The 23,138-nt window shown below is 70.3% G+C and carries 24 protein-coding genes; 9 read left to right on the top strand and 15 right to left on the bottom strand.

What is annotated here, in order from left to right; all coding sequences use genetic code 11:
- Nucleotides 1-55: 55 nt before the first annotated feature.
- Nucleotides 56-1,048: a glutathione S-transferase family protein gene (locus tag ACQPXB_RS07475; RefSeq protein ID WP_386949078.1), complete on the bottom strand. Its 993-nt coding sequence runs from the start codon at nt 1,046-1,048 to the stop codon at nt 56-58.
- Nucleotides 1,049-1,076: 28 nt separating this feature from the next.
- Entirely contained in the window at nt 1,077-1,556 is a 480-nt protein-coding gene (locus tag ACQPXB_RS07470; RefSeq protein WP_366578787.1) for a MarR family winged helix-turn-helix transcriptional regulator, read from the bottom strand.
- A 109-nt stretch (nt 1,557-1,665) separates the two neighbouring features.
- On the opposite strand from ACQPXB_RS07470, the gene ACQPXB_RS07465 reads away from it, so the two are divergent.
- Nucleotides 1,666-2,226 (top strand): YceI family protein, encoded by a 561-nt coding sequence (locus ACQPXB_RS07465; RefSeq protein WP_366578785.1) that lies wholly within the window; start codon nt 1,666-1,668, stop codon nt 2,224-2,226.
- 96 nt (nt 2,227-2,322) lie between these two features.
- Here ACQPXB_RS07465 and ACQPXB_RS07460 read toward each other — a convergent pair whose 3' ends face one another.
- The 3 genes from ACQPXB_RS07460 to ACQPXB_RS07450 all read right to left on the bottom strand — a co-directional run bounded on the left by ACQPXB_RS07460 (nt 2,323) and on the right by ACQPXB_RS07450 (nt 4,228).
- Nucleotides 2,323-3,210, bottom strand: a complete 888-nt coding sequence (locus ACQPXB_RS07460) for a TIGR03620 family F420-dependent LLM class oxidoreductase (RefSeq protein ID WP_432850340.1) — start codon at nt 3,208-3,210, stop codon at nt 2,323-2,325.
- Between the two features lie 67 nt (nt 3,211-3,277).
- Nucleotides 3,278-3,592, bottom strand: coding sequence for an ArsR/SmtB family transcription factor (locus ACQPXB_RS07455; RefSeq protein ID WP_432850338.1), 315 nt, complete (start codon nt 3,590-3,592; stop codon nt 3,278-3,280).
- A gap of 42 nt (nt 3,593-3,634) precedes the next feature.
- The gene (locus ACQPXB_RS07450) at nt 3,635-4,228 is read right to left on the bottom strand and encodes a TetR/AcrR family transcriptional regulator (RefSeq protein WP_432850336.1); all 594 of its coding nucleotides are present in this window, start codon (nt 4,226-4,228) and stop codon (nt 3,635-3,637) included.
- Nucleotides 4,229-4,318: 90 nt separating this feature from the next.
- Between ACQPXB_RS07450 and ACQPXB_RS07445 the strand changes: the two genes are divergently transcribed.
- Nucleotides 4,319-5,089: an SDR family NAD(P)-dependent oxidoreductase gene (locus tag ACQPXB_RS07445; protein ID WP_432850334.1), complete on the top strand. Its 771-nt coding sequence runs from the start codon at nt 4,319-4,321 to the stop codon at nt 5,087-5,089.
- Between the two features lies 1 nt (nt 5,090).
- Here ACQPXB_RS07445 and ACQPXB_RS07440 read toward each other — a convergent pair whose 3' ends face one another.
- Genes ACQPXB_RS07440 through ACQPXB_RS07430 form a run of 3 tightly spaced genes read right to left on the bottom strand, consistent with a single transcriptional unit; the run spans nt 5,091 to nt 7,578 of the window.
- Nucleotides 5,091-5,717, bottom strand: a complete 627-nt coding sequence (locus tag ACQPXB_RS07440; RefSeq protein WP_432850333.1) for a hypothetical protein — start codon at nt 5,715-5,717, stop codon at nt 5,091-5,093.
- Nucleotides 5,714-7,282, bottom strand: a complete 1,569-nt coding sequence (locus ACQPXB_RS07435) for an alpha/beta hydrolase (protein ID WP_432850331.1) — start codon at nt 7,280-7,282, stop codon at nt 5,714-5,716. Before ACQPXB_RS07435 ends, ACQPXB_RS07440 begins: the two co-directional genes overlap by 4 nt.
- Complete coding sequence (locus ACQPXB_RS07430) at nt 7,279-7,578, bottom strand: hypothetical protein (protein ID WP_366578771.1); 300 nt, start codon at nt 7,576-7,578, stop codon at nt 7,279-7,281. The genes ACQPXB_RS07435 and ACQPXB_RS07430 overlap by 4 nt, the downstream gene beginning before the upstream one ends.
- 360 nt (nt 7,579-7,938) lie before the next feature.
- Between ACQPXB_RS07430 and ACQPXB_RS07425 the strand changes: the two genes are divergently transcribed.
- The 4 genes from ACQPXB_RS07425 (at nt 7,939) to ACQPXB_RS07410 (ending at nt 13,887) form a co-directional block, all read left to right on the top strand.
- The gene (locus tag ACQPXB_RS07425; protein WP_366578769.1) at nt 7,939-9,339 is read left to right on the top strand and encodes a sugar porter family MFS transporter; all 1,401 of its coding nucleotides are present in this window, start codon (nt 7,939-7,941) and stop codon (nt 9,337-9,339) included.
- 167 nt (nt 9,340-9,506) lie between these two features.
- A complete protein-coding gene (locus tag ACQPXB_RS07420) occupies nt 9,507-9,908 on the top strand; it encodes a DUF742 domain-containing protein (protein WP_432850328.1) in 402 nt (133 codons plus the stop codon).
- A gap of 22 nt (nt 9,909-9,930) precedes the next feature.
- Nucleotides 9,931-11,142, top strand: a complete 1,212-nt coding sequence (locus tag ACQPXB_RS07415; protein ID WP_432850326.1) for a monodechloroaminopyrrolnitrin synthase PrnB family protein — start codon at nt 9,931-9,933, stop codon at nt 11,140-11,142.
- A 141-nt stretch (nt 11,143-11,283) separates the two neighbouring features.
- Nucleotides 11,284-13,887, top strand: coding sequence for a choice-of-anchor P family protein (locus ACQPXB_RS07410; RefSeq protein ID WP_432850324.1), 2,604 nt, complete (start codon nt 11,284-11,286; stop codon nt 13,885-13,887).
- A 118-nt stretch (nt 13,888-14,005) separates the two neighbouring features.
- Here ACQPXB_RS07410 and ACQPXB_RS07405 read toward each other — a convergent pair whose 3' ends face one another.
- Nucleotides 14,006-14,449 (bottom strand): MarR family winged helix-turn-helix transcriptional regulator, encoded by a 444-nt coding sequence (locus ACQPXB_RS07405; RefSeq protein WP_432850322.1) that lies wholly within the window; start codon nt 14,447-14,449, stop codon nt 14,006-14,008.
- Between the two features lie 62 nt (nt 14,450-14,511).
- Here ACQPXB_RS07405 and ACQPXB_RS07400 point away from each other — a divergent pair, with 62 nt between their 5' ends.
- Complete coding sequence (locus ACQPXB_RS07400) at nt 14,512-14,880, top strand: VOC family protein (RefSeq protein ID WP_432850320.1); 369 nt, start codon at nt 14,512-14,514, stop codon at nt 14,878-14,880.
- 214 nt (nt 14,881-15,094) lie between these two features.
- Here the strand turns inward: ACQPXB_RS07400 and ACQPXB_RS07395 are convergent, their stop codons facing one another.
- From ACQPXB_RS07395 to ACQPXB_RS07375, 5 genes are all read right to left on the bottom strand, one after another.
- Nucleotides 15,095-15,949, bottom strand: coding sequence for a hypothetical protein (locus ACQPXB_RS07395; RefSeq protein ID WP_432850318.1), 855 nt, complete (start codon nt 15,947-15,949; stop codon nt 15,095-15,097).
- A 174-nt stretch (nt 15,950-16,123) separates the two neighbouring features.
- On the bottom strand, nt 16,124-17,320 hold the full coding sequence (dinB, locus tag ACQPXB_RS07390; RefSeq protein ID WP_432850316.1) for a DNA polymerase IV: 1,197 nt from the start codon (nt 17,318-17,320) through the stop codon (nt 16,124-16,126).
- A gap of 148 nt (nt 17,321-17,468) precedes the next feature.
- Nucleotides 17,469-18,464, bottom strand: a complete 996-nt coding sequence (locus tag ACQPXB_RS07385; protein ID WP_432850314.1) for a MerR family transcriptional regulator — start codon at nt 18,462-18,464, stop codon at nt 17,469-17,471.
- Nucleotides 18,451-19,137: a HEAT repeat domain-containing protein gene (locus ACQPXB_RS07380; RefSeq protein ID WP_432850312.1), complete on the bottom strand. Its 687-nt coding sequence runs from the start codon at nt 19,135-19,137 to the stop codon at nt 18,451-18,453. The genes ACQPXB_RS07385 and ACQPXB_RS07380 overlap by 14 nt, the downstream gene beginning before the upstream one ends.
- Nucleotides 19,138-19,190: 53 nt before the next feature.
- Nucleotides 19,191-19,751, bottom strand: coding sequence for a TetR/AcrR family transcriptional regulator (locus tag ACQPXB_RS07375; protein WP_386949116.1), 561 nt, complete (start codon nt 19,749-19,751; stop codon nt 19,191-19,193).
- 126 nt (nt 19,752-19,877) lie between these two features.
- Here ACQPXB_RS07375 and ACQPXB_RS07370 point away from each other — a divergent pair, with 126 nt between their 5' ends.
- Entirely contained in the window at nt 19,878-20,798 is a 921-nt protein-coding gene (locus ACQPXB_RS07370) for an SDR family NAD(P)-dependent oxidoreductase (protein WP_366578747.1), read from the top strand.
- Between the two features lie 82 nt (nt 20,799-20,880).
- Nucleotides 20,881-21,522 carry an HAD family hydrolase gene (locus tag ACQPXB_RS07365; protein ID WP_432850309.1) on the top strand — a complete coding sequence of 214 codons (642 nt, stop codon included), beginning with the start codon at nt 20,881-20,883 and terminating at the stop codon, nt 21,520-21,522.
- Between the two features lie 4 nt (nt 21,523-21,526).
- On the opposite strand, the gene ACQPXB_RS07360 is transcribed toward ACQPXB_RS07365, so the two are convergent.
- Nucleotides 21,527-23,014 (bottom strand): serine/threonine-protein kinase, encoded by a 1,488-nt coding sequence (locus ACQPXB_RS07360; protein ID WP_432850307.1) that lies wholly within the window; start codon nt 23,012-23,014, stop codon nt 21,527-21,529.
- Nucleotides 23,015-23,138: the final 124 nt, after the last annotated feature.

Below are 23,138 nucleotides of genomic sequence, written 5' to 3'. Positions count from 1 at the left end.
CGGGAGACCTCGGGTAAGGGTGCTGCCCTCGTGGGCCCAGCTGTGGCGAAACGCGTCACGCCGCCAGCGGGGGCACCTGCTCGCCTTCGATCGGCGGCCCGGGCGGGGTGCCGTCGCCGAACGGACGGCCGCCCAGCTCCTCGCGGCCGTGCGGCGTCAGCCAGCCCGACAGGTCGGGCCCGGCGGGGATGATGCCGGTCGGGTTGATGGAGCGGTGCACCACGTAGTAGTGCTCCTTGACCTGGTCGAAGTCGATCGTGTCGCCGAATCCGGGGGTCTGGAACAGGTCACGCGTGTAGGCCCACAGCACCGGCATCTCGGTGAGCTTCTCGCGGTTGCACTTGAAGTGGCCGTGGTACACCGCGTCGAAGCGGACGAGCGTGGTGAACAGCCGCACGTCGGCCTCGGTGATGGTGTCGCCGACGAGGTAGCGCTGGTTCGCGAGGCGCTCGGAGAGCCAGTCGAGACGGGCGAACAGCGCGTCGTACGCCTTCTCGTACGCCTCCTGCGAACCGGCGAAACCGGCCTTGTAGACGCCGTTGTTCACGTCGCGGAACACCTTGTCGGCGACGTCGTCGATCTCGTCACGCAGAGGTTCCGGGTACAGGTCGGGCGCGCCTTCGCGGTGGTACGCGCGCCACTCCAGGGACAGGTCGAGCGTCATCTGCTTGAAGTCGTTGGTCACGACCTGGCCGGTGGGCACGTCGACGATCGCCGGCACGGTGATGCCGCGCGGGTACTGCGGGTCGCGCTTGAAGAAGGCCTCCTGCAGGCGCTCGATGCCCAGCACCGGGTCGCGCCCGCCCGGGTCGAGGTCGAACGTCCAGCTGCGCTGGTCGTGCGTCGGCCCGCAGATGCCCATGGACAGCACGTCCTCGAGGCCCAGCAGCCGGCGCACGATCGACGCGCGGTTGGCCCACGGGCACGCGCGGGCGATCACGAGGCGGTAGCGGCCGGGCTCCACGGGCCAGCCGTCGCGGCCGTCGGCGGTGATGCGGTCGGCGAGGTAGTTCTGGTCGCGCTTGAACTCGCCCTTGTCGGCAGTCATGGCACCACTTTCGTCGAAGGGTTGCAGGTCACTCGGGGCACGGCTGGGGGCCGTCCGGCTCCAGCGCCGCGGCCACCCGGGCGAGGATCGGGCCCGCGCCGCGGATCTCTTCGGGGGTCAGGTGGTCGAACAAGTGCGACCGTACGCGCGCGAGGTGCCCCGGGTAGGCGCCCGCGAGCTTGGCGCGACCCGATTCGGTGAGCGACGCGTTGGCCGCGCGGCCGTCGCTCTCGCACTTGGCCTTCTCCACCAGGCCGCGCTTGACCAGGCTGTCGACGACGCGGCTGATGCGGCTGAGCGAGAGCGCCGTGGCCTTGGCCAGGTCGGACAGCCGCAGCCACCCCTCCTCGGCCTCGGACAGGGACACGAGCACGGTGTAGTCGGTCATCGAGATGCCGGTCTCGTTCACGAAATGATCTTCCAGCACCCGCGGCAACACGGTGATGATCCGCGTCAGCGGCCGCCACACGGCCTCTTCTTCCCTGCTCAACGGCACTCTGTCCACCATATGGGCAGTCTACCGGAATACTTGCTCGCGCAATCAGGTTATGTGGGCTAGAGTCTTGTTGAGCCCTCAACCAAGTGGTTGGGGGAGCGAACCCGAAGGAAGAGATCCCATGACCAGCGCGACCACCACTTACCCCCAGCTGACCGGCGAGTACACGATCGACGCCGCCCACAGCCGCATCGGCTTCGTCGCCCGCCACGCGATGGTGACGAAGGTCCGCGGTGCGTTCAACGAGTTCGACGGCACCTTCACCGTCGACGGTGAGAACCCGGCGAACTCGACCGCCAAGGTCACCATCCAGGCGCACAGCATCGACACCCGCAACGCCGACCGCGACGGTCACATCCGCAGCAACGACTTCCTCTCGATGGACGAGTACCCGCAGATCACCTTCGTGTCCACCGGGATCACCCAGACCGGCGACACCAGCTTCGACGTGACCGGCGACCTGACCATCAAGGGCGTTGCCAAGTCCATCACCATCCCCTTCGAGTTCGAGGGCTCGGCGAAGGACCCGTTCGGCAACGACCGCGTCGGCTTCGAGGGCTCCACCACGATCTCCCGCAAGGACTACGGCATCACCTGGAACGCCGCGCTCGAGACCGGCGGCGTGCTGGTGTCCGACAAGGTCACCCTCGAGTTCGAGGTCTCGGCGATCAAGAACGCCTGAACCTCGTCCCAGACCCCGGGTAACCGGGTCGCGCAGGGCCGGCTCACTTCAGTGGGCCGGCCCGTTCGCGTTTGCAGGGTCCCCGCGCTCCGCGGTTCAGCTTTCGGGCAGGAGGGCTTCGCCCAGGCGACGCCAGTGCGGCATGGCCGAGGCTCCCGGTGAAGTGCCGATGACCTGGATCCCGACGTGGTCCGCGCCCGCTGCCAGGTGGCCGCGGAGTTTCTCCACGACGGTGTCCACGTCGCCCCAGAAGACGAGGGCGTCGACGAGGCGGTCGGAGCCACCGTGGGACGTGTCGGCTTCGGAGTAGCCGAGGCGGCGGAACTTGGCGACGTTGTACTTCGACGTCAGGTAGCGCGCCAGGTGCGCGCGCGCGACGGCGCGGGCCACCGAAGGATCGCGCTCGAAGAGGACGGCGTGCTCGACGCCCAGGAAGGTGTCCGGGCCGAGGATCTCGCGGGCTTGCGCCGTGTGGTCGACGGTGACGTGGTACGCGTGGGCGCCCGAAGCGCGGTCGCGGGCCAGCTCCAGCATCTTCGGTCCGTACGCGGCCAGGATGCGGCGGACCGGTGAAGCCGGCGCGGGGTTCGGAGTCTGCACGGCGTCCATCTCGTCCAGGTACGCGGCCATGGCGGCCAGCGGTTTGACGTCCGGCCGGGAGGCGCCGCCGTAGCCGAGACCGAGGACGTGGCGGCCGGGGTAGGCGTCAGCGAGCAGGTGGGCGGCGCCTTGGGTCCACCGCGCTTGGCGGGACCAGATCTGGGCGATGCCGTTGACGACGTGCACGCGCTGGGTCGCGGCAAGCAGGAAACCCGCGTGCGTCAAGGCTTCGCGGCCCAGCAGTTCCGGCACCCAGATCGCGCGCCAGCCGTGTTCTTCCAGTTCCTGCACCGAATCCCGGATCAAAGCGGCGGGCTGGTGTTCGAAGTCGAACGTCCAGATCCCGAACTTGCCCAGCCCGTCCACAGCATCTGCTCGCGTCACGTATCGAAGTATCGCAGAATTACGATATGACGCGCAACCAAGGAGCCGGGGCTGAGAACACCTGGACCTACAACGTCCGACCCAGCACCGAAACCAGCGAGGCGATCCGCTCCTCGTCGCGCCGGTAATGGGTCCACTTCCCCACTCGCGTGGACCGCACCAGGCCCGCGCGCTCCAGCTCCGCGAGGTAGGCCGACACCGTCGACTGCGCCAGGCCCGCCTTCGCCTGGATGTGGCTCACGCACACGCCGACGTCGAGCACCCCGCCGTCGAGCGGGAAGTGCTGCGCGGGGTCCCGCAGCCACGTGAGCAGATGCAGCCGCACGGGGTTGGCCAGTGCGCGCAACGCCCGCACGACCTCGGGATCCGCGACTGTTTCCACAGCTGCAGGATACCGCGCACATTTCGTGGTATCCCGATCCGACTAGCTGCGCCGCAGGTTCTCGATCGCCACGTCCAGCGCGTTCTCCAGGTGCGCGGACGACCCCGTGGACAGCAGCATCATCACCCCGCCCTGCAGCCCGGCGAGCAATGCCGACGCCGCTCGCGCGGGATCGACCGACGGTCCGACCTCGCCGGCCGCCTGCAGGTGCCGGATGCCGGCCGCGAGCTCGGCGAGCCAGCGCTCCATGAGCTGCGTCGACACCGCCTGTGCGCCCGGGGTGTTGCGGCCGAGCTGCGACATCACGACGTTGATCGGACAGTGCCGGCCCTGCTCGGTGTAGTGCGCCACCACGGTGTCGCGCCACGACTGCCACGCGTCCCACGTGTGCAGCGCGCCGAGGTAGGGCTGCTGCGAACCCAGCACCTGCTCGGCCTCGAACTCCGCGACGGCCAGCAGCAGCTGCTCCTTGCCGTCGGGAAAGTAGTGGAAAAGCTGGCTTTTGCTCGTGCCGGTGCGCGCTCGGACGTCGTCGAGCGTGGTGTCGAACACCCCGCGCTCGCGGATCTCGGCAGCGGCGCCCTCGACGATGCGCTGCCGCGTCGCGGCGCCCTTGCTGGTGAGCGTCTGGGTCACGGCCACCCCTTCGCGGTCTGGACTTGCCGGTCCAATTTAGCGCGGGCACGGTTGAACCCGCCAGTCCATTCCACGAAAGGAAGCTCCACCGTGACCTCACGTTTCGAAGGCCGCACCGCGCTCGTCACCGGTTCGACGGGCGGAATCGGCGTCGCCGTCGCGCGCGCGTTCGCCGCCGAGGGCGCCCACGTGCTGGTGAGCGGCCGCGACGCCGAACGCGGCGAGAAGGTGACCGCCGGGATCGCCGAGTCAGGCGGCCGCGCCACGTTCGTGCGTGCCGACCTCACCACCGGCGCGGCCGTGCGCGAGCTCGCCCAAGCCGCCGAACAGGCAGCGGGTGGCGCGCTCGACATCCTCGTCAACAACGCCGCCCTGCTGATCTTCCCCTCGCCCACCGCCGACGTGGCCGAAGAGCTGATCGACGCCGCGCTCGCCGTGAACATCAAGGCGCCGATGCTGCTCACCGGCCTGCTCGCGCCGGGCATGGCCGCGCGCGGCAGCGGCGCGATCGTGAACCTCGGCTCCATCAACGGCCTCGACGGCATGGCCGGCTCCGCCCTCTACAGCACCACCAAGGCCGCCGTGCACTCGCTGACGAAGTCGTGGGCCGCGGAGTACGGACCGTCGGGCGTGCGCGTGAACACCGTCGCGCCCGGACCCACCTTCACCGAGCGCATCGCGGGTTCGGCCGAAGCACTGGAGCACGTGCGGCCGATGCTGGCGACCCTCCCGTCGCGGCGGGCGAGCCAGCCGGAGGAGATCGCGAACGCCGTGCTGTTCCTGGCGAGCGACGACGCGCTGAACATCCACGGCACCACGCTCAGCGTCGACGGCGGCTACCCGGCCGTGCGGTCGGCCTGAGTCAGAAGGCCGTTCCGCCGTCCGACCAGTTCGTCTCGCCGAAGTCCTCGTCGTCCACCGCCGCACGACGAGGACGCGGCTGCGGTTTCGGCGCGGGCTCGGGCTCCGGCGTCGCGGCCACCGCGGTCTCCGCGGGCTCCCCCGCGGCTTCCGGCACCCCGTTCGGCCACACGCACGGCGAGGTCGCCCCGAGGTACAGCTTGCCGAGCTCGTTGGCCTGGATCGACATGTCGAAGCTGTCGGAAGCGTTGCGCGCGAACACGTACTGGTCCGTCGGCCGCCGGTCGATGACGACGGTGAAGCCGTGCGCCCGCCACCAGGTGACCACGGCGTCGAAGTACTGGCCGAACGCCGCCACCTGCACCCCGGTGATCTCGTAGGTCACCGAGATCTCGAAGCGCCCGGGTGGGCCGTCGTCGGTCGGGTCGGTGCACTCGGACCGGTTCTGCGAGAACAAGGTGCGCGACGCCGCGGGCGGCAGCGCCTCGAACGCGGCGCGCACGTAGTCCTCGACCCGGTCGTGGGCTTGTTTCTCGGTCATCGTGGTTTCCATGGCCCCACCTCCGGGGGAGCAGGCGACACAGGTCAGCAGGACGGTCAGCGCGGCGAGCGCGCGGCGAGCGCTCACCCCGGCTTCCCCGCGATGATGCGGCCGAAGCTGCGCAGCGAGGGGTTGTTGTCCTCCCAGTACTGGCTGTGCGCCGCCCCGGAAAGCCCGCCCTCGTACCACGGGCCCTTGGTGCCCGGCGCGGAGTCGAAGACCTGGCCGCCGAAGTCCGAGCCGGTCGGGCTTGGCCCGAGGGGGTCGTGGCCGGCGACGCCGACGTTGGTGATCTTGATCATGTCGTGCTCGGCGACGGTGGAGTGCACGTGCTGCGCCACCTGGTCCTGCGGCACGCCGTCGAGGTGCAGCTGGTTCGCGTGGTCGACGCCGACGCCGGGGCTCGCGACGAACACGAGCTCGTCGGCGTCGAGGCCACCGTCGCGCGCGGCGTGGCCGACCACGGTGGTGCCGTAGCTGTGGCCGAGCACGGTGTTGTGCGAAGGCGCGCCGTCGTGCGAGGCGCGCAGGCCTTCCTCGAACTTCGACAGGTCGGCTTTTCCGTGATCGGCATAGCTTTCGCCGGCGGCGTCCCACAGCTCGTCCGGCGCGTCGTAGCCGACCCAGGTGATCACGGACGGCGAGGGTGAGCCCGCCATCGTCGCCGACTGCCACATCTTGTCCGAGCGCCCGAGGTCACCGCCGATCTTCGAGAGCTCACTGCCGGTGCCGGGCACGTACGTGGCGACATCCGTTGCTGTGTCGGGGTTTCCCGCGGCGACCACGGCCTTGCCGTCGCCGCTCGTGTCGAGCTGCACCAGGTACGCCTGCGGTTTGCCGGGACCGGTGTCCTTGAGCCGGTTGTCGATGTCGGTGAGCCCGCGCAGCTTCGCCTTCGCGTCGTCACTCGGATCGTTGCGCAGCCGGGTCATTTCCCGTTGCAGGACAAGCCGGTTGGCGGCGTCGCGGTCCTTCACGGGGACGCCGTCGAGGTTGCGGACGAGGTCCGGGTTGTCGCGCAGGATCGTGCCCTGCGCGGTGGTCGACAGGCTGTCCCACCACGCGCGGTTGTCACCGGGCGTGCCACCCTGCGGCGGGCCGATCGTCGACAAGCCGCTTTGCGCGGTGCCGGCGTCGGCCGCCTGCGCGAGCGTGGTGGCGCCCTGGTCGGTGATCTCGCCGTTCGCCGCGCGCGTGAGGATGCCGGCGAAATCGGCGTCGACGTCGGTGGCCTGGCGCAGGATCTGCTCGATCCGGTCGGACAGCTCGACGCGAATGCGCTCGTCGGGCGCCGCGCCCGGGCCCGGCACGGTCGTGACCCAGCCGCCGTCGTCGATGGCGAACCCGTTGTGCGCGGCCAACTCGTCGGTGTCGCGGACGTCGGCGGAGATGCGTTCCACGGCCAGCTGCGTCTCGTGCGCGCCGCGCCGCACGGCCGAAGCCTCGGCGACGAGCTGTTCGAGGCGAGTGGTCAACGCGGTGCCGCGGGCCTGCGCGGCCGTTGCGGCGTCTCCGGTCCAGCCGTCGAGGCGCGACATGCCTTCGACGTCGCCGTCGGCGGCCAGGAGCTGCTCGCAGCGTTGGTTCAGCAGGTCGGCCACCGTGCCGACCGCCCCGGCGTTCCAGCTCCGCACGTCGCCCCAGGTGATCACCGGCCTGCCCCGTTCACGTCGTTCGTGGCCTGCTGCTCGGTGCCGCGGTAGCCGCGCGCGGCGTCGTCGAGCTGCCCGCCGTAGGCCTCGGTGTCGGTCGCCCACTGCGGCACGGCCTCGTGCCAGACCTCGCTCAGCCGCGCCGCCGCGGTCACGCTCGTGCCGCCCGGCAGTCCGGTCGCGATCCCGCCGAGCGCGCCGGCCAGATCCACCGGACGCACCGCCGCGGCCGCGCGGTGGGCGTGCCCCGCCGCCTCGCTCACCGTCGCCGGAACGACTTCGAACCCCGCACCCATGCGCGTACCTCGTCTTCCCCAGGTGACCAGACGACACCGTACGACGAACGGCGTATGCACGCGGTTCCGAGACAACCCCGGAAATCCGGATTGTCTGTACCACTGCGCCTGACCTGCGCACTTTCGCTCTTACCTTGTCCACATATGTGAATGCCAGTCACGTGACTGAATAGTTATCAGCCGGTGTATTGCCCCCGGATGGGCTGCGTGTGACGGTGTACGGCGAAGTTCGCCGGAACGCGTCCGGCGCCCTGCCAGGGAAAAACCGGCTATTCGAGACCCACCATGTTCGGCCGACGGCGCTGGTCCCCACCGGCGAACCGCACCGGCCGGCCAGCACCGGAAAGAGACGGCTCGGTTATGACACAGACAGCCGCGGCGCGGCGGCCCATCAACAGGACCACGTTGTACTTCTTCGGTGCCCTCGGCGGCATCCTGTTCGGTTACGACCTCGGTGTCATTTCGGGTGTGCTGCCGTTCATCGGCAAGACCTGGAACCTGACCGGGTGGGACAAGGGCGTGATCACCGCCAGCCTGTCGGTCGGCGCGATCATCGGTGCCGTCTTCTCCTCGCGGATGAACGAGAAGCTGGGCCGGCGGCGCACGATCATGGTGGCCGCGGTCATCGTCATCATCGGCACGATCGCGGCGAGCGTCTCGCCGAGCTTCGCGCTGCTGATCGTCTCGCGGCTCGTGATCGGTGTCGGCATCGGGCTTTCCTCGTCCACGGTGCCGACCTACCTGTCCGAGCTGGCCCCGGCCCGCCAGCGCGGCGCCATGGGCGCGCTCAACCAGATCTTCATCGTGCTCGGCATCCTGATCGCGTTCCTCGTGAGCTACGGCCTCGGCCCGTCCGGCAACTGGCGGCTGATGTTCGCCGGTGCCGTCGTGCCGGCCGTGATCCTGCTGGTGGGCTTGATCTTCCTGCCCGAGACGCCGCGGTGGCTGGTCGCCAACGGTCACGAGGAGCAGGCGCGCTCGGTGCTCAAGAGCTCGCACGGCAACTCGGTGAACGTCGACAAGGAGATCAGCACCATCCGCGAGGTCATCCGCCTCGACACGGAATCGGCCAAGACGCGCTTCCGCGACCTGTGGGCGCCGATGGTGCGCCCGATGCTGATCGTGGCTCTGCTGCTCGCCGTCGGCCAGCAGTTCAGCGGCGTGAACGCGGTCAACGCGTACTTCCCGACCATGCTGATCGGCCTCGGCTTCGCCACGCAGGCGGCGCTGCTGTCCGGTGTGCTGCTGGGTGTCACGAAGTTCCTGTTCACCGCGTGGGTGGTGTTCGTGGTCGACCGCTGGGGCCGCAAGCCGCTGCTGCTGATCGGCAACGTGCTCATGGTCATCACGCTCGTCGCGGCCGGGTTCATCGTGATCGAGGTGGACGACGTGACCACCAAGGGCATCCTGATGCTCGTCGCGATGGTGCTCTACCTGGTGGGCTACGAGCTCGGCTGGGGCGCGGTCGTGTGGGTGATGATGGCCGAGGTGTTCCCGCTCAAGGTCCGCGCGGCGGGCATGGGCATCAGCAGCGTGGTGCTGTGGGCCGCGACCGGCATCATCAGCGCGATCTTCCCGATCATCTCCGATCCGGGCGCGCTGGGGCTCGGCGGTTCGATGTTCCTCTTCGCCGGGATCAACGTCGTGCTGTTCGGCCTCACCAAGTGGCTGGTCCCCGAGACCAAGGGGCGCACGCTCGAGCAGATCGAGCTCGACCTGCGCGGGCGCCACAAGGCGCGCGCCAAGGCCGAAGCGGCCTGATCATTCCCATCCGGCCGGCCGGCCGGGGCGGGGCGTTCGCGCCGCGCCCCGGCCGCCGTCGTTTTCAGGTCCGCATCAGGTCCACTTCGGACAGAATTTGCCGCGCGGAGTTGGCACGGCGGTGATCACGGTGCTGTACTGCCACCAGAGCGCGAGGAGGTGGCGGCATGACCGAGCCGGACGGGACACCGGGCCGCCACCGCGTGTCCGACCCCGCCGAGGGTGCCGGTGACCTGCCACTCGTGCGGCCGTACGCGCGCACCCGCACGCCCGCGCCGGTCAGCCACGAGCTGGCGCTGGAGACACTGGTCTCGACCACCGAGCTGGGCCGACGGCTGAGCCGCCTGCTGCGGGAGCCCTACGGCAGCGCGTGCGGGCTGTGCGTGTCCACGGTGTCGGTCGCCGAGCTGTCGGCGTATCTGAACCTTTCGATCGGCACCGCGCGCGAGCTCGTCGACGAACTGGTCGGCGAGGAGCTGCTCTACGCCCACCCGCCGGTCGGCGCGTACGACCCGGAGTCCCGCACGCAGGTGCTCGACCGCATGCTCGGCGGGCTCGACCGGCTGTAGCGGCGCGGATATCGTCGGAGCGGTGACGACTTCCGTGGCCCGGTTCGACCGGTGGATCAGGAACGAGTTCGTCGAGTACAACACCGCGCTGGAAGAGGCGTACTTCGCCGAGCGGCGCGAGGTGCTCGGCGGCCGTCCCGAGCTGGACGAGCTCAAGCGCGCCATCGTCACCGAAGGCCACCACCTGATCGGCCGCATCCTCGACGAGGGCGCGCTACCCGTGGTAGAGCGGGAGAAGTACCAGCTTCTCGGCATGGTGGGCTACCACCTCGCTGCCTGCCGGAGGCACGAATCGGTTGCGCCGGGTGCCGAGGAGCTGTCGTCCGCCTGGTCGCTGGCATCGTTGCTCGGGTCCTCGCTGGGTGTGGCGCCGCGGTTCGTTTTCGCGCACCAGGCGATGTACAACCCGGCCAGTGGCGGGCAGTTCCAGACCTTCACTTCTCTCGAGGACGAGGCTGTTTTCCTGACCAACAACGGGCTGGCCGTTTTCGCGTACCAACGCGCAGCCGAGGCCGTTCGGCGGATTGTTCCGATCGGGGTGTCGAGTCCGCTTTCCGCGTATTTACTGGAAACGGCTCGGGCGGCTTTGGAAGACGTACTGCAGTTCAACCGGACGCTGTCGAAGACGCTGGACGTGGAGCGGTTCTTCTTCAACGTCCGACCGTACTTCAAAACGTACCGAGTGGGCAACGCCGAATACCGCGGGGCGAACGCCGGCGATTTCTCCGCGATCAACGAGCTCGACGTCCTGCTGGGACTGGCGACTACGCGGGATCCCTTCTACCAGAACGTGGTGGTGGAGAAGTACCCGTACGTGACCCCCGAAGACCAGGTGCGGCTGCGGGCGATCGGCGACGAGGAATCACTGCTCACGCGGTTCCTGCGGGAAGCCGAGAGTGCACCCGGCCCGCAGCTGAGCCGCAACGCGGAACTGTTCCTCGCCGTGTGCCGCGCCCACGGCGCCGCGTACACCTACCACCACCACAAGCTCGTTCTGCCGTTCCTCGTCGAACCCGCGAAAACGGCGCCGCCGGAACGGCTTTCCGAACTCACGGCGAGCGGCCCGCCGTTGGAGGTCGTGGTTTCCGGGCTTTCACACCTGGCGGATCTGCGTTCGGCACGCGACCGGCCCGGAAAACCGTCGGCGCGAAAAGACCTCGACCGGCTCCGGGAACTGGTTTCACGCGGAACCGGTGACGGCCACCCTGCGTCACTCACCGCATCGGCCGAGTAACTCCGCAGGTGCGGCGGCGACTTTCCCACCGTTGATCCCGATCGACGAAGGGGAAGTGAAGCCTTGAGACCGAGAATGTGGGCCGGCGCCGCAACGCTGGCCGTGACGGCTCTTGCCATGAGTGCGATACCGGCCGCGGCCGTGACCGGGAACCTGCCGGGCGGGACGAGCATCGCGGTCACCGTGACCGGGCCGGCCGAGGACACCGTGATCCCCCAAGGCCCCGCGACCGTCACCGGCACCGCGTCGGTGGGCACCGGCGCGGCGGTGAAGGACACCGGGCTCACCTACGTGCTCGACGTGTCCGGCAGCACCGGCTCCGGCTGCGCGAACACCACCGTGCTGGGCTGCGAGATCGCGGCGGCCAAGGCGCTCAACAACGACGCGGCGGCCCCCAACACCGTGATCGGCAGCGTCGGCGCGGCCGTGTTCGGCACCGGCGGCGCCGCGGCCGACGTGCGTCCCGCGGCCGGCGACCAGCCGCTGACCACCCCGACCGCCGACGACAACGGCAACGGCACCCGCGACATCAACGAGGTCCTCGACTCGGCCGTGATCGGCGGCGTCGGCAAGTTCACCGCGAAGAACTTCCCGAGCGGCACGGACTACGTCGCCGGGATCAACGCCGCGAAAACCGTGACCAACGCGCAGAGCGAGAACCGCAAGATCGTGGTCTTCCTCTCCGACGGCATCGCGGCCGGTGACGTGCGGCCGCCGCTGAGCTCGGTGCCCGCGAGCGTCACGTACTACACGTTCGCCGTCGGTGCCGGCGCGAGCTGCGCCGGCACCTCGTACCCGGCGAGCCTGCAGGCCATCGCCGACCTCACCGGCGGCACCTGCACCGCCGTACCCGACCCCGCCAGCCTGCCCAACGTGCTCCCGGGCGTGATCGACTCGCAGCTCAGCGCGCTGACGCTGTCGGTCGACGGCGGCGGCGCGACGCCGGTGACGAACGTGAACCCCGGGCTGCCCCGCACGGGCCCGGCGTCCGTCACGTATTCCGTGGCCACCGGCCCCCTCGCGCCGGGGCGCCACGAGCTGTGCGTGACGGCGCACGGCACCGACGGCGGCGGCCCGGGCACCGTGGCCGACTGCACGCACGTGATCGTGAACGCGCCGCCGGTGGTCTCGGCGGGTGGCCCGTACGCGGGTCAGGAAGGCGCGGCGATTTCGCTGGCCGGCACGGTCACCGACCCCGACGGTCCGGCCGGCACACGGCACTGGAGCATCGCGCCGGGCTCGGGCGTCGACGCTGGCGCGACGTGCTCGATCGGCGACGCGGCTGCGCTGAGCACCACCGTGACATGTGACGACGACGGCGTGTGGACCCTCACCCTGACCGCCGACGACGGCGTGAACCCGCCCGTCTCGCGCACGGCGAACCTGACCGTGTCGAACGTGGCCCCGCACGTGAGCGTCACCGCGCCGGCCACCGACGCGGTGTTCGACCACGGGGCCGCGGTGGCGGTGACCGCGCCGTTCACCGACGTCGGCAAGCACGACACGCACACGTGCACCGTCGACTACGCCGACGGTTCGCCGCTCGTGACGGGTTCGGTCTCGGAGACCCCGGGCTCGGGCACCTGCACGGCTTCGCATGCGTACACGGTTTCGGGCACGTACAACGTGCTGGTGCGCGTGACCGACGACGACGGTGGCGCGGCGACGGCGATCGTGCGGATCATCGTGAACGATCCGCCGGTGGTGGTGGCCGGTGGCCCGTACGCGGGCCAAGAGGGCACGGCGGTTTCACTGGCCGGTTCGGTGTCCGATCCGGACGGTCCTTCGCTTGCCACGCACTGGAGCGCGACTCCGCAGTCCGGTGTGGACAGTGGGACTTCCTGTGCCTTCGCCGATTCCGCCGCGTTGTCGACGACGGTGACCTGTGACGACGACGGCGTGTGGACGCTCACGCTCTCGGCCGACGACAGCCTGCACCCGGCTGTGCTGAAGACGACCACGCTGACGCTGACGAACGTCGCGCCGCACGTGAGCATCTCGTCGCCGCCCGACGGACAGCTCGTGCTGCGGGGCGCGGCCATCGGCGTCACCGCGCCGTTCACCGACATCGGCACGCACGACACGCACACCTGCACGGTCGACTTCGGTGACGGAACGCCGGTGGCCACCGGCGCCGTTGCCGAGACGCCGGGTTCGGGCACCTGCACCGCTTCGCACGCCTTCACCGGCGTCGGCGCGCACAACGTGCTGGTCACCGTGACCGACGACGACGGCGACGCGGCCACCGCCGTGGTCAAGATCGTGTCGTACGTGCGGGCCGAGGCGTGGTCGCTCAGCGCGAGCGGCCTGATCAACGTCAGCAAGACGCCGCTCGCCGGTTGCCCGCCGAACAGCGACCACACCACGGCTTCGCTGAACGTGCTCGGGCTGGCCTCCGTCCAGGCCCTCCACGCCGACTGCACCCTCGACGCGGCCACCGGCCGCACCGACGCGGGCGCCCTCGTCTCGGGCGCTTCGCTGCTCGGTGGCGTGATCTCGCTGAAGGACATCCAGACGTCCTGCGTCGCCGATGAGACCGGTCTGCACGGGTCCTCCCGCGTGGGCACGCTGAACGGCCAGCCGATCGGCACCGGCCCGGTCACCATCGGCATCCCCGGGGTGGCGACGGTGCACCTCAACGAGACGGTCACCGGACCGAACGGTCAGCTCGCGCAGTACGCCGTGCGAGTCGTGACGCTGCTCGGCCAGGAGATCGTGCTGTCGGGCTGCCGCATGGGCTTCTGACTGCGCGCGGGTTTCCGACAGCGCATGGGTTTCTGACAGCGCATGGGTTTCTGACAGCATGGTGCCGCGGCGGAGGTTCCGTCGCGGCACCACGTCGTTCTGCGTGACCGCTCGAGGTTCAGCTGCCCTCGCGCAGGGAATGGATCATGCTCCGCAGGATCCGGAACGCGCCTTCCTGCTCGGTCCCGGTCAGGCCGGTCAGCATTCTGACCTCGACAGACCGGACCGCCACGGTCGCCTTCTCCAGCAGCCGCCGGCCGCGCGGCGTGAGCCGCGTGGGAAGAACCTTCCCGACCGGTGCCTCCGCGGGCCTGGTCACCTGCCCCTCCCGTTCCAGGGTCTGGAGCAGCACGTTCATCGACTGCCGGGTCACGAACGCGCCCCGCGCGAGCTCGGAGTTCGACAAGCCCGGTCGTTGGGCCAGCAGTTCGAGGCAGGAGTAGTGCGTCACGGTCATGCCGAGCGGCCGCAACACCTCCTCCATGGCTGCGCGCAGGGCGCTCGACGCCTCCTTCAGCAGGTAGCCCAGTGACTTGTCCAGGTCGACGCCCTCTTGACTCATGTCAGCATTCTGACATAGATTGCCTCGTGTCAGAAGACTGACACGAAAAGAGGAGCTTCGTCATGCCCGTCACCGGCCCCGACTTCATCTCACTCCAAGCGCGCGACCTCAACGCGTCGCAGGCGTTCTACGAGCAGTACCTCGGCCTCGTCCGCTCGCCGGCCGGACCTCCGCACGCCGTCGTCTTCGAGACGAAGCCGATCGCGTTCGCGCTCCGCGACGTCGTTCCCGGCACCGATCTCGCGTCCGTCGCCCAGCCGGGTATCGGTGCCGCGATCTGGCTGCACGCCACTGACGTCCAGGCCATTCACGATGCGCTCGTCGCCGACGGCCACACCATCGTCTCCGCGCCGATCGACGGTCCCTTCGGCCGGACCTTCACCTTCGCCGACCCCGAGGGCTACCAGGTCACTCTCCACGACCGCGCCTGAACCGCGGAAAGAACTCATTCGGGCGCGTGTGACGAGCGAAATAGGGCCGGAGATGAATTGTTATCCCGGCAGGGTGGACAGACCGCGTGGAAAATGTCTCGTCGACCCGATCGGGTGAGTGCGGAAAAAAGTCCACCGGCGCATTAACCCGCGCGACGTGAAGCGGCCCGGCACCCCGGGGGGAAGGGTGCCGGGCCGGTTTCACGGAGAGAGGTCAGCAACTGATGAGCAGGCTGGTGACGGCGTGGCAGGAGCGCGACGCCTTGTCGTTGACCGGGTTGGGGTCCGTCGGGGAGCTCGCCTGGCGCTGGGCCGTGGTGGTGAGCGTGCCGATGGTCAGGAGGCCGGCGCGGGCCGTGAAGCTCGCCTTGGCCGAGGAGCCCGAGGCGAGGGACGCGACGTTGCAGGTGACCGTGCGGCCGGAAGCCGCGCAGCTGGAGGACTTCGAGTACTGCAGGCCGTTGGGCAGCGTGGCCTGGAGCTTGACGCCCGTGGCGGTGGCGGGGCCGCTGTTCTTCGCGGTGATCGTGTAGGTGATCTCCGAACTGAGGACGCCCGCGGGAGCGGCGGTCAGCGACACGGCGACGTCGGCGGAGTCGGTGGCCGGGGTGATGGTGATGGCCGGGCCGTCGAGGGTTTCGAAGGCGAAGTTGTCGCCCACGAACTGGTCCTGCAGGGTGACCGAGCCGGCCGGGGCGGTGTCCTTGACCTTGAGGGTGAAGGTGACCGTGGCGCCCTGGCTCGGCGCGAGGTCGCCGACGGTCGCGCGGAGGCTGCTGCCGAGCACGCCGCACGGGACGTCGCAGGACACCACGTCGGCGACGTCGGTGATCGGCGTCTCCTTGCCGTACAGCGCGGCCTTGGCGCCGGTGACGGTGAAGTCCTGCGGGTTGTACAGCGTCTCGGTGACCGTGAAGGTCTCACCGCGCTGCAGGCTCGTGGGGCTCACGTCGATCGCGCTGCTGGGCGGGGCGGCGAGCGCCGCTCCGGGCGCCACGAACAGCACCGCGGCGGAGGCCGCCACCACCGAGAGAATGGTGATACCGCGCCGGCGTCTTTGCTTGTCCATGCTTTCTCACTATTTCGTCCGAGGGGTACCGCTCTGGCATTTTCGGGAAGACTCGGGAAAACGTAGCTGCCCCTCCGTCGCCCGAAGCCCTTCGTTCGTTACAGGGCCATTCAGCGCACCCGCCGCTGATCCACAGTGAGTTTTTCACCTGATGCCGGCAAATCCCAGTGGAGATCAGTCCGGCAGCAGCGGCACCGACATCCCGGGGTCGTGTCCGAGCAACGACCCGCGCGTGATCGCCGCGCTGCCGAACCGGTCGCGGATCCCGTCGACGGCCGAGTCGACGGCCACCCCGTCCTCGATCTCGAACGGCAGCACCAGCTGCACCGACCCGTGCGGCGTCAGGTTCGAGAACGAGATCCCCAGCAGTGTGAGCCCGCGGTCGTAGACCATCGATTGGGCCTCCACCAACAACTTCCGCGCCGCGGCCAGCAACGTCTCGGTGTGGTCGGTGGCCTCGACCAGCGTGCGCGACCGCGTGGCCAACGTGAAGTCGGCGAACCGCATGCGCAGCACCACCGTCCGCGTGAGCCGCGACGCCGACCGCAGCCGCCGGGCCAGCCGGTCCACAATGGACACGAGCAGCTCGTCCAGCTCCGCCATCGACCGCCGCCGACGCCCCAGCGCGCGCTGCGACCCCATGGACCGGCGGCGCCGGCCGACCTGCACCGGACGTGGGTCCAGACCACGCGACAGCGCGTGGAGGTGGTGCCCGGCTCCCCGGCCGAGCATCGACACCAGGTCCACCTCCGGCAGCTCCGCCACCTGCCGCACGGTGCGGATCCCGCGTGAGCGCAGCTTTTCCGACGTCACCTTCCCCACGCCCCACAGCCGCTCCACCGGCAACGGGTGCAGGAACTCCAGCTCCCCCTCGGGCGGCACGACCAGCAACCCGTCCGGCTTCGCCACCGCGCTGGCCACCTTCGCGAGGAACTTCGTGCGCGCCACCCCCACCGTGATCGGCAGGCCGACGCGCGCGAGCACCTCGGCCCGCAGCCGCCGCGCGATCTCCGACGGGCTGCCCGCGATGCGCCGCAGCCCGCCCACGTCCAGGAACGCCTCGTCGATCGAGAGCCCCTCCACGACCGGTGTGGTGTCCCGGAAGACCTCGAACACGGCCTTGCTCGCCGCGCTGTACGCCGCCATCCGCGGCGGCACCACCACCGCGTGCGGGCACAGCCGCAGAGCCTGCGCACCACCCATGGCGGTCCGCACGCCCAGCCTCTTCGCCTCGTAACTCGCCGCCAGCACCACCCCGCCCCCGACGATCACGGGCCGGCCGCGCAGGCGCGGATCATCGCGCTGCTCGACCGACGCGTAGAACGCGTCCAGGTCGGCGTGGAGGATGGGGCCTTCGGTCGACACGAACATATGTTCGCATCGATCACCGACAAAACCGGCCCCCTTGTCACCCGAATGGCGCAGTAGGCGGTGTCGGGCGTGCCCGGCAGCCTCTCACCTCTTCCACCGGTTGAGGATCCGGCGAGCATGCCTGCCGGCGAGTCGTTGAGCGGCGTGCTCAGCCGTCGGGCCGCTGCGTTCGCGTGAGAGCCGAGGCCACGAGAGCGACGGCCGGGTCGTCGTCCTGGGTCAGCTGCTGCAGGAGGTCGTCGGCCGCCGGCAGTTCGGCGAGGGCTTGCGTCAGCCGGATCCGTACGGCCGAGTCCGAGGTGTGGGCGGCGAGCTGGTCGGCCAGGGCGGCCTTGATCGGGCCGGCGCAGGAGGCGTCCAGCGACAGCGCGCCCAGGACTTCGGCCGCTTCGACGTCGTTCGGGCCGTCCACCACCATCGCGACGAGCGTGGGCACGGCCGCGGGAAAACCACGGCCGCCGGACGCCAGAGCCGCCCGAGTCCGGACCGTCGGGTCCGGGTCGTCGAGCGCGCCGAGCAGCGCCGCCGACGCGTCCTCCCCCGGCAGCGAAGCGATGGCCCGGACCGCGCGCCGCCGGACGTCGACGTCGGCGGAGCGCAGGCCCGCCGCCAGGCTTGCCAGGCCGTCGCCGCCCGCGCGGGCGAGGGCCCACCGCAGGGCGCCCGCGACGTTCTGGTCGGGTTCGGCGAGCACCGCCTCGGCCAGCAGCTCCGCCGGCACCTCCTCGACCGGAGCCAGCGCGGCCTGCTGCCGGCGTGCGGCGTCCGGCGAGTCCAGCCCGTGCAGCAACTCGACCAGGCGCAGCACGTCCTGCCAGCCCGGCGGCGCTGACGCGTCGACCCGGCGCAGCCGCTCCAGCAGCTCCTGCTCGCGCTTCAGCCGGTCTTCGGTCCGCCGGATCAGCTCACCGACCAAAGTGGACGGTGCGAACGCCGGATCCTCAAGCGCGCGGCCGATCTCGCGCAGCGACAACCCCAGCGACCGCAGGCTTTCCACGTGGAAGATCCGCCGGATGTCCTCGGCGGAGTACTCGCGGTAGCCGCCGACGGTGCGGCCGGTGGGGCGCACCAGCCCGAGGGTGTCGTAGTGCCGGAGCATCCGGGCACTCACCCCCGAGCGGCGCGCCACCTCACCGATCAGCACCGGCCACCTCCGCCGCCCGTTCCGGCCCGAGCGCGGCCATCCGCTTGGCCTCGTCGACGGCCGGGTCGAAGGCCGCCTCCGGGTCACGCAGCAGCCGTTCCGTGGCGCGGGCATGCGCACGGACCACGGGGTCGGCACTCACCAGCACCTTTCGCAGCAGCGGTTCGATCCCGTCCCCGAGCGCCACCAGCGCCCGGCTCAGGCTCAGCTTCACGTGCCGGTCCCCGCGGCCGAGCTGCGCCGACAGTTCCTCGGCCAGCGCGAGCTTCTCCGCCTCGGGCACGAGCACGACGGCCGCCCGCCAGGCACTCCGCGCGACCTCGTCGTCGGCGTCGCGCAGCAACGACCGCGTGATTTCGGGCCAGACACTCGCGTCGCCGATCTTGGACAGCGTGTGCAACGCCTGGCTGCGCGCCTGGGCGCGCCCGGACCGCAGCTCCGCGACGAGCCGGGGCACGGTCAGCTCAGCCGGCAGCCGCGTCAACGCCCAGGTGAGCATGTCGCGCACGAAGAAGTCGGGCTCCACCGCGCACCGCGCCACGAGCGGCTCGAGCAGCCCGGGGTCGGCGTCCGTGCCGGCCGCCAGCGCCGCCTGCAGCCGCGTCGACGAATTTCCGGCGCCGAGTGCTTCGCGCAGGTGTGGGTTCTTGTGTGGCGTGTTGATCGGAACCACCTCCTGCGACCCAGTGAAGACCTTGTCACGATGTCAAGGTCAAGCGCAGAAGTTCAGCCGCGGAAGCGCAGGCCGTCCAGCAGCAGGTCGAGCAGCCGCCCGGCTTGCTCGCGTTGCGCCGGCTCGCCGGCCGCCAGCGCGATGCCGCTGAGGCCGATGAGGACGTCGTCCACGAGGACGTCGCCGCGGAGGGTGCCGGCGGCGATCAGCGGGGCGACCAGCTGCTCGATGGTGGAGTTCAGGCGGTCGCGGCTGTGGGCGTACGGGTTGCCGCCGGAGGCGATCACGGCGCGCAGGGCGTCGGACATGCCGATCTTCGTGGTCATGTAGTCCACGAAGCGGTCCATCCATGTGCGCAGCGCCTCGAAGGGCGGCAGCTCCTGCAGCAGCGCGGGGCCGGCGTCGCACAGCTGGTCCAGCTCGTTGCGGTACGCGGCCTCGATCAGGGCCTCACGCGTCGGGAAGTGGCGGTACAGCGTGCCGATGCCGACGCCGGCGTCCTTGGCGATCGCGTCGAGCGTCGCGTCGAGGCCCTTCTCGGAGAACTGCCGCACCGCGGACGCGAGCAGGAGGTCGCGGTTGCGCCGCGCGTCCGCACGTAGTGGTTTGGTCACAGTGGCTTCGTCACCTCTCACCCCTTCCGTCTCGTCAACTCAAGCATACTTGCGAACGGAGGCTCCTCCGATTAATGTCGGACTCAACCGGAGGTTCCTCCGTATCGAGTCCAGGACAGGAACGCCATGCGCATCACCACCCCGTTCACCAGGGAGTCCACCGCCGCCGACGTCAGCGCGGGCGTCGACCTCACCGGCCGCCGCGCGATCGTCACCGGGGGCGCGTCCGGCATCGGCGTCGAGACGGCCCGCGCGCTCGCGCAGGCCGGGGCCGAGGTCACGCTGGCCGTCCGCAACACCGAGGCCGGCCACCGCACCGCCGAGGCGATCACGGCGGCCACGGGCAACGCCGCCGTCGACGTCAAGCACCTCGAACTGGCCGACCGCGACTCCGTCGCCAAGCTCGCGAGCGACTGGCAGGGCCCGCTGCACATCCTCGTGAACAACGCCGGCGTGATGGCCGAGCCGCTCAACCGCACGCCGGAAGGCTGGGAGCACCAGTTCGCCACCAACCACCTCGGCCACTTCGGCCTCGCGCTCGGCCTGCACGACGCCCTCGCCCGAGCCGGCGACGCGCGCATCGTGGCCGTGAGCTCGAGCGCCCACCTGCGCTCGGGCGTCGTTTTCGACGACATCCACTTCGAACGCCGCGAGTACGACCCGTGGTCGGCCTACGGCCAATCGAAGTCCGCGAACGTCCTCTTCGCCGTCGAGGCCACCCGGCGCTGGGCCGCCGACGGCATCACCGCCAACGCCCTCATGCCGGGCGGCATCCGCACCAACCTGCAGCGCCACCAGGCCGACGACGCCGAGTTCAACGAGATCGCCAAGACCTACCCGTGGAAGACCACCGAGCAGGGCGCGTCGACCTCGGTGCTGCTCGCCGCGTCTCCCCTGCTGGCCGGCGTCGGCGGCCGCTACTTCGAGGACAACAACGAAGCCGAGCCCCACGTCCCGCCGTCCCGCGACGGCGTCGCGGCCCACGCGGTCGACCCGGAAGCGGCGACGCTGCTGTGGGAGGTCTCGCTGGAGCTGCTCGCGCGCTGACCCGACGGTCGGCCTGCGCCGCTCGGGTCGTTCGGGCCGGATCAGCGTGCGGGTGCCCGCGGTGTCTGCTTAGGGTCATTCGGTGCGGCTCGTGCTGTTCGACCTCGACAACACCCTCGTCGACCGGGCGGAGGGGTTCCGGCGCTGGGCTTGGGAGTTCTGCGCGGAACACCGCCTGACGCCCGGCGACGCCACGTGGCTCGCTTCCGCTGACGAAGACGGCCTCGCCCCGCGCGACGTCTTCTTCAAAGCCGTGCGCGACCGGTTCGCCCTGCGCGACACCGCCGCGGAGCTGCTCGAGTCGTACCAGCAGCGGCACCCGGCGCTGATCCCCGCCGCGCCGGGCGTGCTGACCGGCCTGCCGCGGTTGCGCGCGGCGGGCTGGCGGATCGGCGTGGTGACCAACGGCAACGCCGAACAGCAGCTCGCCACCCTGCTGTGCACGGGGGTCGCGGGGCTCGTGGACGGGTGGGCGATCTCGGAGCACGAAGGCGTCGCCAAGCCGGACGGGCGGCTGTTCGAGATCGCGGCGGAACGCTGCGAGGCGCCGTTGCGCGACGGCTGGATGGTCGGCGACGGCGAGGAGACCGACGTCGCCGGCGGCCGGGCCGCGGGGCTGCACACGGTGTGGGTCGACCGGGGGCGCGCGTGGAGCGGGGACGAAAAGGCCCCGGACCACGTCGTCACCGACGCTGCCGGGGCCATCGAACTGCTGCTGGAGTGAGGACTCAGCTTTCGGAGTCGATCTTCCAGACGCCGTTGTCGTTGACCATGTGGTACGTGTGGTGGTTGGTCTGACTGGCCCCACCGGCGGACACGTAGGTGATGTCGGCGCTGAGCATGTCAGTGCCGATCGACTTCACGTTGCTCGCGCGCGCGGACTTGTAGTCGTCCCAGAAGTTCTGGTACGTGGCGAAAGTCTGGTGCTTGCTCGCCTTGAAGTTGTCCGTGAGCAGGCCGAAGCCCTGTTGCAGGTCGCCCGGGATGAGCGAGAAGTAGCGCGTCAGCGCCGCTTCCATGTCCTGCGGCGAGCTGACCGAACTGCTGGTGGGTGACGACGGCGGGCTGCTGGGCGCCGACGGGGTGCTCGAAGGCGGCGGTGTCGTCGGCGGGTTCGTGGTCGACGGCGGCGGCGCCGGGGCGTTCGCGGACGACGAGTTGACCACCGGAGACGCGCCACCGGCCGTCGGGGGCGTGCCGTTGTTGCGGTTCACCAGCACGATCGCCACGACGACGAGCACCACGAGCACGGCGCCGACGCCGGCGAGGACCATCGAGCGCCGTCTTCGGTCGACAGGTGCCGGGGCGGGAGTCGTCGGGGCGGCGGCCGGAGCCGGAGCGGCCGGGAGCGGCGCGGGCACCGTCAGTGGGATCGGCACCGACGCGACGGGCGTGACGCCGCCGTCGAGCTCGCGCAGCTCGGTGAGCACCTCGGCCATCGACGGCCGGTCCTCGGGCTTGAGCTCCAGCAGCTTCAGCAGCAGCGGCTCCAGCTTCCCCGCCTGCTTCGGCGGGTTGATCGAACCGCTGGACACGCGGTACAGCAAGGCGATCGCGTTGTCGGCCATGCCGAACGGCGGCGCGCCCTCCACCGCCATGTAGAGCGTGGCGCCGAGGGCGAAGACGTCGGAGGCGAACATCGCTTCCTCGCCGCGGGCGACCTCGGGCGCGAGAAACGCGGGCGTACCGGAGATTTCGCCCGTGGCCGTCAGCGTGACGTCGCCGACCGCGCGGGAGATACCGAAGTCGGTGACCTTGACGGTGCCGTCTTCGCCGAGGAGCACGTTGCCGGGCTTGACGTCGCGGTGCACGATGCCGGCGCGGTGCGCGGCGGCCAGCACACCGGCCAGCTGCACGGCGATGGGGATGATCTCTTCGACGGTCAGCGGGCCGTCGTCGTGCAGCTTCGCCGAGAGGCTGCGCGAAGGCAGGTACTCCATGATCAGCCACGGGCGGTCTTCGTACTCGACCACGTTGAACACGGAGATGGCGTTGGGGTGCTGCAGGCGCGCGGCGATGCGGGCCTCGCGCATGGCGCGGTTCTTCGCCTCGGCGACTTTCTCCTCGCCCTGGTTCATCGGCATGAGGAGTTCTTTCACCGCGACGACGCGGCCGAGGATCTTGTCCTCGCCGCGCCAGACCATGCCCATGGCGCCGCTGCCGATGAGCTCGACGAGCTGGTAGCGACCGGCGATCTGCCGGCTCTCCTCGGTCAACGAAAAACCCCTCAGTGCGACGTTCACGGACGGCGATCGCCAAGTTTTTCACGGCGCTCGCCCGGGTGTCCCTACGACCCACCGGAGGGTGCGGGGGTTGCTCCGCGTGGCCGAACCGGGACAC

The organism is Amycolatopsis sp. CA-161197 (assembly GCF_050942255.1).
Classification (GTDB): domain Bacteria; phylum Actinomycetota; class Actinomycetes; order Mycobacteriales; family Pseudonocardiaceae; genus Amycolatopsis.
This window is presented reverse-complemented; position numbering and strand designations above follow the sequence as displayed.

What these genes read in the sequence shown, in the direction of transcription:
- ACQPXB_RS07475 (WP_386949078.1), bottom strand. Translation starts at nt 1,048, where the DNA reads ATGACTGCCGACAAGGGCGAGTTCAAGCGCGACCAGAACTACCTCGCC.
- ACQPXB_RS07470 (WP_366578787.1), bottom strand. Translation starts at nt 1,556, where the DNA reads ATGGTGGACAGAGTGCCGTTGAGCAGGGAAGAAGAGGCCGTGTGGCGG.
- ACQPXB_RS07465 (WP_366578785.1), top strand. Translation starts at nt 1,666, where the DNA reads ATGACCAGCGCGACCACCACTTACCCCCAGCTGACCGGCGAGTACACG.
- ACQPXB_RS07430 (WP_366578771.1), bottom strand. Translation starts at nt 7,578, where the DNA reads ATGGGTGCGGGGTTCGAAGTCGTTCCGGCGACGGTGAGCGAGGCGGCG.
- ACQPXB_RS07425 (WP_366578769.1), top strand. Translation starts at nt 7,939, where the DNA reads ATGACACAGACAGCCGCGGCGCGGCGGCCCATCAACAGGACCACGTTG.
- ACQPXB_RS07420 (WP_432850328.1), top strand. Translation starts at nt 9,507, where the DNA reads ATGACCGAGCCGGACGGGACACCGGGCCGCCACCGCGTGTCCGACCCC.
- ACQPXB_RS07405 (WP_432850322.1), bottom strand. Translation starts at nt 14,449, where the DNA reads ATGAGTCAAGAGGGCGTCGACCTGGACAAGTCACTGGGCTACCTGCTG.
- ACQPXB_RS07400 (WP_432850320.1), top strand. Translation starts at nt 14,512, where the DNA reads ATGCCCGTCACCGGCCCCGACTTCATCTCACTCCAAGCGCGCGACCTC.
- ACQPXB_RS07395 (WP_432850318.1), bottom strand. Translation starts at nt 15,949, where the DNA reads ATGGACAAGCAAAGACGCCGGCGCGGTATCACCATTCTCTCGGTGGTG.
- dinB (WP_432850316.1), bottom strand. Translation starts at nt 17,320, where the DNA reads ATGTTCGTGTCGACCGAAGGCCCCATCCTCCACGCCGACCTGGACGCG.
- ACQPXB_RS07370 (WP_366578747.1), top strand. Translation starts at nt 19,878, where the DNA reads ATGCGCATCACCACCCCGTTCACCAGGGAGTCCACCGCCGCCGACGTC.